Origin of the sequence: Pandoraea vervacti (assembly GCF_000934605.2) — a bacterium.
Classification (GTDB): Bacteria; Pseudomonadota; Gammaproteobacteria; order Burkholderiales; family Burkholderiaceae; genus Pandoraea; species Pandoraea vervacti.
Genome location: NZ_CP010897.2, coordinates 4,148,061 through 4,160,463, shown reverse-complemented (window position 1 = coordinate 4,160,463; position 12,403 = coordinate 4,148,061). Strand labels below are relative to the sequence as shown.

The 12,403-nt window shown below is 65.8% G+C and carries 9 protein-coding genes and 1 pseudogene; 7 read left to right on the top strand and 3 right to left on the bottom strand.

All coding sequences use genetic code 11. The features are described from left to right. Window positions 1-76 precede the first annotated feature (76 nt). Together pyk and fba are read left to right on the top strand one after the other, a co-directional pair. Window positions 77-1,510 (top strand): pyruvate kinase, encoded by a 1,434-nt coding sequence (gene pyk, locus UC34_RS18055; protein ID WP_044458365.1) that lies wholly within the window; start codon window positions 77-79, stop codon window positions 1,508-1,510. A gap of 135 nt (window positions 1,511-1,645) precedes the next feature. Then, window positions 1,646-2,710: a class II fructose-bisphosphate aldolase gene (fba, locus tag UC34_RS18050; protein WP_042112359.1), complete on the top strand. Its 1,065-nt coding sequence runs from the start codon at window positions 1,646-1,648 to the stop codon at window positions 2,708-2,710. 23 nt (window positions 2,711-2,733) lie between these two features. Here the strand turns inward: fba and UC34_RS18045 are convergent, their stop codons facing one another. After that, window positions 2,734-3,252 (bottom strand): hypothetical protein, encoded by a 519-nt coding sequence (locus UC34_RS18045; RefSeq protein WP_157123232.1) that lies wholly within the window; start codon window positions 3,250-3,252, stop codon window positions 2,734-2,736. A 288-nt stretch (window positions 3,253-3,540) separates the two neighbouring features. Here UC34_RS18045 and UC34_RS18040 point away from each other — a divergent pair, with 288 nt between their 5' ends. From UC34_RS18040 to UC34_RS18020, 5 genes are all read left to right on the top strand, one after another. Then, window positions 3,541-5,364 carry a hypothetical protein gene (locus UC34_RS18040; protein WP_157123231.1) on the top strand — a complete coding sequence of 608 codons (1,824 nt, stop codon included), beginning with the start codon at window positions 3,541-3,543 and terminating at the stop codon, window positions 5,362-5,364. A 237-nt stretch (window positions 5,365-5,601) separates the two neighbouring features. Next, a complete protein-coding gene (locus tag UC34_RS18035; RefSeq protein ID WP_044458364.1) occupies window positions 5,602-6,492 on the top strand; it encodes a phosphoribosylaminoimidazolesuccinocarboxamide synthase in 891 nt (296 codons plus the stop codon). Between the two features lie 17 nt (window positions 6,493-6,509). Continuing rightward, window positions 6,510-7,016, top strand: coding sequence for a 5-(carboxyamino)imidazole ribonucleotide mutase (purE, locus tag UC34_RS18030; RefSeq protein ID WP_044456653.1), 507 nt, complete (start codon window positions 6,510-6,512; stop codon window positions 7,014-7,016). A 41-nt stretch (window positions 7,017-7,057) separates the two neighbouring features. Next, a complete protein-coding gene (locus UC34_RS18025; protein WP_044456652.1) occupies window positions 7,058-8,251 on the top strand; it encodes a 5-(carboxyamino)imidazole ribonucleotide synthase in 1,194 nt (397 codons plus the stop codon). A 3-nt stretch (window positions 8,252-8,254) separates the two neighbouring features. Then, complete coding sequence (locus UC34_RS18020; RefSeq protein ID WP_044456651.1) at window positions 8,255-9,307, top strand: L-threonylcarbamoyladenylate synthase; 1,053 nt, start codon at window positions 8,255-8,257, stop codon at window positions 9,305-9,307. Window positions 9,308-9,439: 132 nt separating this feature from the next. Here UC34_RS18020 and UC34_RS18015 read toward each other — a convergent pair. Next, window positions 9,440-10,267 (bottom strand): annotated as a pseudogene (locus tag UC34_RS18015) (sterol desaturase family protein); the annotation flags it as partial. Between the two features lie 245 nt (window positions 10,268-10,512). Beyond that, window positions 10,513-12,201, bottom strand: a complete 1,689-nt coding sequence (gene dacB / locus UC34_RS18010) for a D-alanyl-D-alanine carboxypeptidase/D-alanyl-D-alanine endopeptidase (protein ID WP_237165146.1) — start codon at window positions 12,199-12,201, stop codon at window positions 10,513-10,515. Window positions 12,202-12,403: the final 202 nt, after the last annotated feature.

Genomic DNA, 12,403 nt, shown 5'->3' with positions numbered 1-12,403 from the left:
TAATTGCGTTACAAACCTCTAAGCGCCAGTAATGTCGAAAGCGCTGTTACCAAAAGAGGATGAAGAGATGGATGTAATGAACCGCTCCACCAAGATCGTCGCCACCATCGGTCCGGCATCGAGCACGCCGGAAGTGCTTTCGCGCATGATCGCCGCAGGCGTCGACGTCGTTCGCCTGAACTTCTCGCACGGCAAGGCGCAGGACCACATCGAGCGCGCCGAAATGGTGCGCGCGGCCGCCAGAGCGGCGGGCCGCGAAGTGGCCATCATGGCCGACTTGCAGGGCCCGAAGATTCGCGTCGGCAAGTTCGAGAACGGCAAGACGACGCTCGAAGCCGGCGCCCGGTTCATTCTGGATGCGAACTGCGAGCTCGGTAACGACGAGCGCGTCGGGCTGGACTACAAGGAACTGCCGCGCGACGTGCGCCCGGGCGACGTGCTGCTGCTCAACGACGGGCTGATCGTGCTAATCGTCGATCGTGTGATCGATCAGGAGATTCACACCACCGTGAAGGTCGGTGGCGACCTGTCGAACAACAAGGGCATCAACCGCCAGGGCGGCGGCCTCACGGCGCCGGCGCTGACCGCCAAGGACATGGAAGACATCAAGACCGCGATGGCGCTGGGCGCCGATTACGTCGCGGTCTCGTTCCCGAAGAACGCGACCGATATGGAAATGGCGCGACGTCTGGCGAACGTGGCAGGCGAGCCGTACGGCATCAAGCCGCTGATGATCGCGAAGATCGAGCGTGCCGAGGCGATTCCGGCGCTCGAAGAGATTCTGGCGGCGTCGGACTGCATCATGGTCGCCCGTGGCGATCTGGCCATCGAAGTCGGCAACGCGGCGGTGCCGGCGCTTCAGAAGCGCATGATCCGGCTCGCGCGCGAGATGAACAAGACGACCATCACGGCCACGCAGATGATGGAGTCGATGATCCACAATCCGGTGCCGACCCGCGCCGAAGTGTCGGACGTCGCCAATGCGGTGCTTGATGGCACGGATGCCGTGATGCTGTCGGCCGAGAGCGCCGCGGGCAAGTATCCGGTCGAGACGATCGAGACGATGGCAGCGATCTGCGTCGAAGCCGAGCGCTCGGAGACGGTGGAACTCGATCGCGACTGGCTGGACCAAACTTTTACGCGCATCGATCAAACGATTGCCGCCGGTGCGCTGTTTACCGCGTATCATCTTGGCGCGAAAGCCATCGTGGCGCTCACCGAGTCGGGCGCGACCGCGTTGTGGCTGTCCCGTCACAAGATCCACGTGCCGATTTTTGCCCTGACTTCGCAACTGAGCAGTCATCGCAAAATGGCGCTGTATCGCAACGTCTACGCCATGCGCGCGGACGCCGCGCACGACCGCGACAGCGCGCTCAAGCAAGCAGAACAACTGCTGCTCTCGAGCGGTGTGGTCAAGCGCGGCGACACGATCGTGCTGACGGTCGGCGAGCCGATGGGACAACCCGGTGGCACCAATACGTTGAAGATCGTCCAGGTGGGTCACGCATGACGAAGCAGGCCGCGCGGGGACGGCGGGGTGGGAGTGCCATCAGGCACACACCGCGCCGCGCGCGAGCTGTCGTCATGAGGGGCGCCTCTGGATCGAGGAAAGATTTGCTTAGTTTTTGATTCCAAGGAGAACATCATGCCCCTAGTCTCTATGCGACAGCTGCTCGACCACGCCGCCGAAAACGGCTACGGTCTGCCGGCCTTCAACGTCAACAATCTTGAGCAGGTTTCCGCGATCATGGCCGCCGCCGACGAAGTCGGTGCGCCGGTCATCATGCAGGCTTCGGCCGGTGCCCGTAAGTACGCTGGCGAAGCGTTCCTGCGTCACCTGATTTCGGCGGCCGTGGAAGCCTACCCGCACATCCCGGTGGTGATGCACCAGGACCACGGCCAGTCGCCGGCGGTCTGTATGGCCGCGATCAAGAGCGGTTTCTCGAGCGTGATGATGGACGGCTCGCTCGAAGCCGACGGCAAGTCGGTTGCCAGCTACGAATACAACGTCGAAGTGTCGAAGAAGGTCGTCGAGTTCTCGCATTACATCGGCGTGACGGTGGAAGCCGAGCTGGGCGTGCTGGGTTCGCTCGAAACGATGAAGGGCGACAAGGAAGACGGTCACGGCGCCGACGGCACGATGACCCGCGAGCAACTGCTGACCGACCCGGATCAGGCCGCCGACTTCGTGCAACAGACGCAGTGCGACGCGCTGGCCATCGCGATCGGTACCTCGCACGGCGCTTACAAGTTCAGCCGCAAGCCGACGGGCGACATTCTCGCCATCGACCGCATCAAGGAAATCCATCGCCGCATTCCGAACACCCACCTGGTGATGCACGGTTCGTCGTCGGTGCCGCAGGAACTGCTCGCCGAGATCCGTGAGTTCGGCGGCGACATGAAGGAAACGTACGGCGTGCCGGTCGAAGAGATCGTCGAAGGTATCAAGCACGGCGTGCGCAAGATCAACATCGACACCGACATCCGTCTGGCCATGACCGGCGCGATCCGTCGCTATCTGTTCGAAAACCCGAGCAAGTTCGACCCGCGCGACTATCTGAAGCCGGCGCGTGAAGCCGCCAAGCAGGTTTGCAAGGCGCGCTACCTGTCGTTCGGCTGCGAAGGCCAGGCAGGCAAGATCAAGACCGTCTCGCTGGAGAAGATGGCCGAGAAATACAAGAGCGGCGACCTCGCTCAGATCGTGAAGTAAGCAGACTCGGGCGGCGTTGCCGCTCAGGTCGCCGGCCCGGCTTTTGCCAGCACTCGCTGGAACAGAAGCCGGGCCTTTTCTTTGGGCAACTGCAACTGAAACTTGCCGCCGAGTTCCGAGCGGATCGTCGCGGTGAGCATCTCCACGCCATCGACGATCAACGTCATCGGCTCGTTCATGTGCTGCCGTGAAAAGTCTCGCATGCGCGAGGTCGCGCCGTCGCGCAGGCGCATCGTGATGACGACCTCCGTGTCCGGCGCGGCGTTGGCCGCTTGCGCCGGAAACTGCAAACCCAGCTGCTCGATGTCGCGTGCTGCGTAGAGCGCGAAGCGGGCGATGTCGTCATCGTTATCCGGCGGGGTGATGGCGACGAGGCGGGGCAGTGCAGGCCGTTCCGTGATGGCGGGCGGGGTGGTGGATGCCCCCGATGCGCCTGGTGCGCCTGGTGCGCCGGTGCCCGGGGCGGAGTGAGGCGTGGCGGCGCGATGCGGTGCCGGGCCGGGCGTGTGGGGGGACGGTTGGGACGCGCCGGTTTGCGCCATGAGGCCCGCGCTCGCCAACGTCAACGCCACCGCAAGCGATGCGTGGGCGACATCTCGTGATAGGCGTCGTGTGACGTTCGGCTGCCGGACATGGCTTGGTTTTGGCGTGGTTGTCATGGCAGCCCCTTGTTTGTCGGGTGTACGTTTTCATTCTAGGCAACATCCGTGGGCGTCGATGGCGGCCCGTGAAATCCCGGCCACGGGGCGTGCGCGGACGCGGGGCGATGCCCGGTGCCGACGTGAAACGACAGGCGTGCGGTCGATATCGCAAGTCCGGTGGCAAGGCGCGTGGCAGTCTCCGGGCCTCCCGCCAACCTGCCCATCATGGGCCACCCGGAGCTATCGATGCCGTTCACCCGCTTGCCAAAGTCCGTCACCCGGTGTCTTGGGCTGTCCAGTCCCGAGGCGTCGCCCCCGCCGTCCCGTACCAACGCCATGGGCGGTGCGCTGACAGGGGCCGCCAACCGCACGTTTGCGGTGCGGGGCGCCGGAGGCATTTCTCGCGCTGCGGCGTCAACTCCTCAAACGCAAGGCGCACCCGCCTCGGCAGCGATCCGTGCGGCGCCCTCGACAGACACGCCGGTCGACGCGCCGACAACTCTCCTCGACGGTGCACCGACCGACATGCCGATGACGCTGGTCGCCGACTGGAAAAATCCGGCCAGATCCCGCACGCGATCCGGCGCAAAGGCGGAGGTGCCGCCGATTCCTCTCTGGGGTTACGACGACCCGACGCCGGACTGGGTGTCGCCGACCCGCGCGATGGCGCAAGACTGGGCCGACCGATACGGCGTGAATACCGCACAACTCGTTCGCGTCGGCGGCGAATGCACGCGTTATGGTCTGCTGGAGTTGGGCGGGCACCGCTTCCTCGTCGGGCCGACGGCCGCCCCGGCTGAAGCGCGGGCGCTCACGCGTATGCTCAAGACGCACCCGCAAATCGGCGCGATCTTCTGCGTTGAGCCGGGCGCGATGCAAGCGCAAGGCGAGTCGGGAGGCGCTGCCGGTGGACCGGGCGGGAAGGAGGGCAAGGGCGTGCAGGGCTATCGGGAGCGACCGATCAGCGCCTATTTCTCCATGGTCGTGCGGCGAAACGCCGGGCGGTGGGACGCCATCAGTGCAACGAATGCACGGGATGCCGCGAATACAGCGAATACAGCGAATGCAGCGAATGCAGCGAATGCCGTGGCCGCAACCGATTCGACAACGCCGCCGACGCGCTCGCCATCGGCGTCCGGCGGCCCGCTCGACGGTGGCCTGTCGCACGTGCAGTTCATGGAATTCGAGGGCATGGAGCGCTTCGACACCCAAATCGACGGCGCAACGCTGTGGCGTGCGGGCAAAGGCGTTGCGGACTTCATGCGAAGCCACCCCGGCAAGATCGCGCTGGTGTGTTCCGAGCATGGCATCGCCCGGCCGTGTGCGGTGATCGCGAGTGCGGCGCTGCAACTTCGCGACGGCGACGCGCGGCTGCGCAGCCAGCTTGCGACCGAGGCGGTTCGCCAGCGCGCCGAAGCCAGCGATCACCATATCAACGTGGCGTCGCGTGCACTCGACCTCGTTGCCGAGTTGTCCCGCCTGACGGCCATGCTGCGGATGCCGGGGCGCGGCGATCCGCGCTGGGAGCGCAAGGTCATGCTCCTCAGGCAGCGTTTGCCCGAACTCTCGCCCGGTGCCGGTGTGGACTGGCAGGGCCGTGACGGGCGTCGCCAACTGGCGGGCGTCCTCGAGGCGAATTTCGACCGTGTGGCGCCCCTGCTGGCCTCGGGCGGCTTGCCACCGGGCACGGCGTTGCTCTGGTTTCGTCACGAAATCGATGTGCTGAGCGGCGTGCGCTTCCTCAGTCCGGGCTACGTCGGCACGCATATCGACCGCATCTCGCAGGACGACATCGATCCGCAAAGCCCGGATGCCGTGCGTCTCGTGTCGATCGACGATTACGGGCTGACGTGCGACAACAAGTATTACGACGTCGACTCGGTGGCGCGGTGGTTCCAGCAGTGCGAGCGTCATGGCACGTTCATGACGAACCCCGTCTCGCGCTCGACGGTCGTCGCCCTGCTCGTCAAGGACACCGAGAAAGCACGTCTCGCAAAGGTGTTCCGGCGCTGAGCGCCAGACGGCGGTCGGCCAGGGTGCGTCGTCGAGCCGTGTGCCGCCTCGGGCGAGGCGGCGTGTGCGGGACATGGGGCATGAGGCATGGCCGAGTCCATCTCCGGCGGCGCGTCGGGCAAGATGTCGCGCCCCGACGCCTTGCCCGACCGACATCTTCGTGAAACGCTCCCCGACGCGCGTATAATTACGCCTTTGCCCTTCCTGATATTGGGTCCCGCCGTGACTACCCCCGCTCTGAACGCCCTGTACGAATCCTCCCTCAAGAGCCTGCCGCTGCTCTCGCGCGGCAAAGTGCGCGATAACTACGCCGTTGGCGACGACAAGTTGCTGATCGTGACGACGGACCGCCTCTCGGCGTTCGACGTGATCATGGGCGAGCCGATTCCGGGCAAGGGTCGCGTGCTCAACCAGATGGCCAATTTCTGGTTCGACAAGCTCGCACACGTCGTGCCGAATCACCTCACGGGCGTGGCGCCCGAGACGGTCGTGTCCGCCGACGAAGTCGCGCAGGTGGCCGGGCGCGCGGTCGTCGTCAAGCGTCTCAAGCCGATTCTCGTCGAAGCCGTGGTGCGCGGTTATCTGGCCGGTAGCGGCTGGAAGGACTATCAGGCAACGGGCGCCGTCTGTGGCGTGAAGCTGCCGGCCGGTCTGCAAAATGCGCAGCAACTGCCGGAGCCGATCTTCACCCCGGCAGCCAAGGCCGAACTGGGCGAGCATGACGAGAACATCAGCTTCGAGGACATGGTGAGTCGCATCGGTCGTGAGCTGGCCGAGCAGATCCGCGAGATTTCGATCCGTCTGTACAAGGAAGCGGCGGCTTACGCGGCCACGCGCGGCATCATCATCGCCGACACGAAGTTCGAATTCGGACTGGACGACAACGGCAAGCTGCACTTGATGGACGAAGCGCTCACCGCCGATTCGTCGCGCTTCTGGCCGGCCGATTCGTACGCTGTGGGCAGCAACCCGCCGTCGTTCGACAAGCAGTTCGTGCGCGACTGGCTCGAAACCCAGCCGTGGGGCAAGACCCCGCCCGCGCCGGCGCTGCCGGCCGAAGTCGTCGAAAAGACGGCTGCCAAGTACCGCGAGGCGCTCGAGCGTCTGACCGGTCAGCAACTGGCTTGAGCGGGACGACTGAAGACATGAGCGATAAACAAGCCGTGGCTCCGCGCGTCGGCGTGGTGATGGGGTCCAATTCGGACTGGGAAGTGATGAAGAATGCGGCGGCCATTCTGGCCGAGTTCGGCGTGCCGTACGAAGCGCAGGTCGTCTCGGCGCACCGCATGCCGGACGACATGTTCCGTTACGCCGAAGCCGCACGCGAGCGCGGTCTGGTCGCGATCATCGCCGGTGCCGGCGGTGCCGCGCACCTGCCGGGCATGATCGCCGCCAAGACGACCGTGCCGGTCCTGGGCGTGCCGGTACCCAGCAAGTACCTGCGTGGCGAAGACTCGTTGCTGTCCATCGTGCAGATGCCCAAGGGCGTGCCGGTCGCGACCTTCGCCATCGGGGAAGCGGGCGCGGCCAACGCGGCGCTGTTTGCGGTCTCGATGCTCGCGGCCGACGACAAGTCGCTCGCCGACAAGCTCGAAGCGTTCCGTGCGAAGCAGACCGAAGCGGCGCGCGGCATGACGCTGCCTGCGCTGTAAAAGAAAACAACGTCCCCGCCACTGTCTGCGCTTTCACGAAGATGAATTCTGCCTCCGCTGCGCCTGTCCTTCCCGGCCAATGGCTGGGCATGCTGGGCGGCGGCCAACTCGGCCGCATGTTCTGTTTTGCCGCCCAGTCGATGGGTTACAAGGTCTGCGTGCTGGATCCGGACCCGCGTTGTCCGGCCGGCGCCGTGGCCGATCGTCTGATCGTCGCCGACTATCGTGACGAGGCGGCGCTCACCGAGTTGGCCACGCTGTGCCCGGCCGTCTCGACCGAGTTCGAGAACGTACCGGCCCAGTCGCTCGATTTTCTCGCCAAGACCACGACCGTGAGCCCCGCCGGGCGCTGCGTTGCGATTGCGCAGGACCGCGTGGCGGAAAAGCGCTTCATCGAAAGCTGCGGCGTGCCGGTCGCTCCCCATCTGGTGATCGAGTCGAACGACGCGCTTGCCGCCATTGGCGATGCGGCCATCGAAAGTGTGTTGCCGGGCATTCTGAAAACGGCGCGTCTCGGCTATGACGGCAAGGGGCAGGTCCGCGTCAACACCGCCGCCGAGGCGCGTGAGGCATACACCGCGCTGGGCGGCGTGCCGTGCGTGCTGGAAAAGCGTCTTGCGCTGGCGTTCGAAGTGTCGGTGCTGAGCGCACGCGGTGCGGATGGCGCGGTTGCCACCTATCCGCTTGCCCAGAACGTGCACATCGACGGCATTCTCGCCACCACCACCGTGCCCGCTCCCGATGCGGCGCCGGCCATCGCCGACGCTGCCCGTGCGGCGGCCGCGGCGATCGCGTCGCAAATGGATTACGTGGGCGTGCTGTGCGTCGAGTTCTTCATTCTGAAAGACGGCTCGCTCGTGGCGAACGAAATGGCGCCGCGCCCGCATAACAGCGGCCACTACACGATCGATGCCTGCGCATCGAGCCAGTTCGAACAGCAAGTGCGCGCCATGGCGGGGTTACCGCTGGGCGAAACGCGTCAGCACTCGCCGGCCGTCATGCTCAACGTGCTGGGCGATGTGTGGTTCGAGGGGCCCGCGAAGGATCAACCGCGCACGCCTGCATGGGGGGACGTGGTCGCGCTGCCGTCCGCTCGCCTGCACCTGTATGGCAAGGAAGACGCTCGCGTCGGTCGCAAGATGGGCCACATCACGTTCGCCGGCGCCTCGCTCGACGAAGCGCGCAATGCGTGCGTGACGGCGGCTGCCAGTCTCGATATTGCGCTGGAAGACTGAACGATGAACCCGCCCGACGTGCCGCGCATCGTCATGCCGCCGGCTGACGCGATTACGCAAGCTGCCGAACGACTGGCCGCGGGCGAACTGGTCGCGTTCCCGACGGAAACGGTTTATGGCCTGGGCGGCGACGCCGAGAATCCGGCCGCCGTGGCGGCCATTTACGCGGCGAAAGGGCGTCCGGCCAATCATCCGGTCATCGTGCACTTTTCGCCGGATGGCGATCCCGGCTACTGGAGCGACGACGTCACGCCTGCGGCGCGCAAGCTGATGGACGCGTTCTGGCCCGGCCCGCTTACCCTCATTCTCAAGCGCGCGCCGCATATCCCCGACGCTGTTTCCGGCGGCCAGGATTCGGTCGGCCTGCGTTGTCCGTCGCATCCGGTGGCGCAGGCGTTGCTGCGTGAATTCGAGCGCATCAAGGGCGGGCAGGGCGGAGTGGCCGCACCGTCGGCCAATCGCTTCGGTCAGGTAAGCCCGACCGCTGCACAGCACGTGCGTGACGAGTTCGCCGGCCTGCCCGGCGTGAGCGTGCATGTGCTCGATGGTGGCGAGGCCGCCGTCGGCATCGAATCGACGATCGTCGATCTGTCGCGTGGCTTCCCGGCGTTGCTGCGCCCGGGCCATATCACCCCGGCGCAGATCGCCGAGGTGCTTGGGCAAATGCCGCGCCTGCCGGGGCAGGACAACGATGCGCCGCGCGCATCGGGCACGCTCAAGGCGCACTATGCGCCACGCACGCCCCTGTATCTGTGCGACGCCGGCCAGTTCGCGGCAGCCCTCGCGGTACACCCGGCGGGTGAGCGTGTCGCGGTGGTGGCCTTCGCGCCCACGCTGGCGACGCTGCCGGCCGCCATTGCCGCCTCCGACGATGTCGTGAAGATCGTATTACCGGCCACGCCCGCCGCGCTCGCGACCGATTTGTACGCGATGCTGCGACGCCTCGATCGCGCCAACGTCACGCACATTCTGTTCGAACGACTGCCCGACACGCCCGAGTGGGCCGCTGTCGGCGACCGGCTCGGACGCGCCGCCGCCGCCTTCGAACGCGCCTGAGGCGCTCGTCAACGTCCCGATTCCGGCGCGCTTTCCCGCGCCGCTTTCGTGACTGATCGCGTCACGGCTTCCGACGCCGCTTCCGTCACCGCTGCCGGCATGGGTTCCGTCGCGCCCCTGCGTGCCCGCTCTCGCACGTCGCCACTCCGGTGGCCCGAACAGCGCCATCCCCTTGTTGCGCCAGCCCGGCATCGTGACGACGTCGCGTGCCATCGCACGCCATTCGTGAAACGTCAGCGTGATCGGATTGTGCGTATGAATCGGGTCGACGATGCCGAACTCGCAAGGCTCGGCGTCGCTCTCCTCGACGTAGGACCCGAACAGACGATCCCAGATGACGAGCACGCCCGCGTAATTCCGGTCGATATAGCGCGGATTGCGCGCGTGATGCGCCCGGTGGATCGAGGGCGTGTTGAGCACATACTCCAGCCAGCCCAGCTTCGGAATCGCCTGCGTATGCACGAAGAACTGAAAGGCGAGATTCAGGAGCACCACGCCCACGATCTGGACCGGCGTGAAGCCGATGAGCGCCATCGGTGTCCAGAACAGCCACATGCCCGCCACCGGATACATCAGGCTCTGTCGGAAGGCCGTCGACAGGTTCAGGCGCTCCGAGGAGTGATGCACCACATGTGCAGCCCATAACCAGCGGATGCGATGGCTTGCGCGGTGAAATACGTAGTAGAGGAAGTCCTGCACGAGGAACAGGAGCACGAAGCCGACCCATCCGGCGGGCATCGTGTAGACGCGGTAGTGATCGTAGAGCCACCCGTAGAAGGGCACGATGAGCAGCCATGCCAGCTTGTCCGCCCCCTGATGCATGAGGGCGAGCGTGGCATTGCTGAGCGTGTCGCGCAGACTGTACATGCCGGGGCGCCGACGCCGCCAATACCAGGCCTCGATGCCGATGCACAGCACGAATACCGGCGCGAGCGCCAGCAGAATCAACTCGACGTTCATGACCTCGCGTCTCCTCACGATGGGGTCATCTGAACCGGTGTCCCCGCATCTCGTTGGGCTGGCGCGGGTGACACCGGTGGAGCGTCTATTCTGACGCGAATGCGGGGTGTCGGCGTGGTGGTTAGAAGGAAACGTCAAATGTCCGGAGGGCGGGGCCTGTCCGCCCACCCCCGATCCTTGGTCACGATGACGTCAGGGAGAGGGGGGAGCTGGGGGAGAGGGGGGCATGGAGCCGTAAGACTTTGTCACGGGGCGTTTTCGTACACCCACGAGATGAGCGCGTCGTTGAAGCCGCGTGCGTTGCTCGCGCGGGGATCGTTGACCAGCGACACCACGACATACGTGCTGCCCGAGCGGGTGGCCACGTAGCCCGCGACCGCACTCACATCGTCGAGCGTGCCCGTCTTCACATGGGCGTTGCCCGCCACGTCGCGATTGGTCAGACGGTTGCGCATGGTGCCGTCCACGCCGACGGTCGGCATCGACTCGACGAGCACCTGCCCGGTCGGACTGTTGATGCCGTGTTGCAGCAGCCGCGCCAGCTCCATGGCGCTGATGCGTTCCACGCGCGAGAGTCCCGAGCCGTTCTCCACGACGAGGCTGGGCATGGCGAGATCGTTCTTGTCGAGCCAGCGACCGAGGACGTCGCGCGAGCGCGCGATGCTCGCCGGCGTCTTGCCGTCGGCGGCCAGTCCCAGCGTGAGGAAGAGTTGCCGCGCCATGACGTTGTTGCTGAACTTGTTCATGTCGTGCACGACTTCGGCCAGCGTCTGACCGCGATGCGTGACGAGCAGTCGCGCGCCGGGCGGCACGACCCCGGTACGCACATTGCCGTTGAACTGTCCGCCGGAGGCCTGCCACAAGGCACGAAAGCCACCGAGGAAGAAGCGGTCGCGATCGGGGGCGGCAATATTCCATCCCTTGTCTTCGCAAGACGCCGGGTACGGTCCCGAGAAGTGCGCGAGATAAGCGCCGTCGGCGGTCGTGCTCACGGAAGGATGGATGCGGGCCAGCCAGTCGCCGCAATTGCCGGCAGCTGCCGACGACATCTCGTTGGCGACCTGCAAGTTCGCCAGCGGCGGCAGCACACCGACGTCGACCGTGCCGTTGGGATTGCTCGTGAACGTAAACGACATCGCCTTGAACGAGTACAGCAGCGGGTCCGGCGCCACGTTGTAGGGACGATCGGCATCGCCATCGATCGGACCCTGCGCGCCGATATCCGCGCTGTAAGCCGAGCGGTCGAGCACGATGTCGCCGTTGAGGTTCGTCACGCCCGCGTTGTGCAGTTCCGCGATGAACTTCTCCATCTCTTCCGGCACCAGCTTCGGGTCGCCTGTGCCCTTGAAGTACAGATTGCCGTTGAGCGTGCGGCCGTCCGACTGACCGTCGGTGAACGCCTGCGTGCGCCAGCGGTAATCGGGACCCAGCATGTCCAGTGCGGCAATCGTCGTGACGAGTTTCATCGTCGAGGCCGGATTGCGAGGCACGTTGGGGTTGAGCGCGAGCATCGGGGCGGGAATCGCGCCGCGCGTCTGCAACGGATTGTCGACCTTCGCAACGATCACGCTGACATGCGAGGGCGGGACCTGGCTCGTGGCGAGCGCGCGCGCCAGCGGTGGCGGCAGCGGGGTGGCGTGCGCCGCAGTGACCGGCACCCTGGGGGCCTTCTTCGCAATCTTGGCCGGCTTGGCTTGCGCCGGCGCACTTACGGCCATAGCCACGGCCAGCGCTGCGCTCAGTATCGCCACTGTCGTCACGCCCGCACGCGCGATGCGAGTGGCATCGGCAAGCCCACCCATGGCGGCGCCGGTGCGAGACGAACCGGAGGCGGGAAGGAAGGGACGCGAGTCGGGGCGGGAGGTGCTGGATAGGCGGTAAAGGCGGTAAAGGTGGTAAAGGCGGTAAAGGCCTGTGAAGTGGGACACGCGCATGACGGGCGAATTTCTCCAGTGTTGCGCACAGCGAGACCGCAGGGCCGAATGCGCGAGTGGCACGCACATCCCTGGGCGAACGCGGCGACGCAGCAATCTTAAGCAATGAGGGCAGCCGCGCGTGCGTCTGAGCGCGCGGCGCATGCGTGACATTGTAAGTCCGGCCTGCAACGAACTGTCGCTACAATGAGGCGAATTCGGA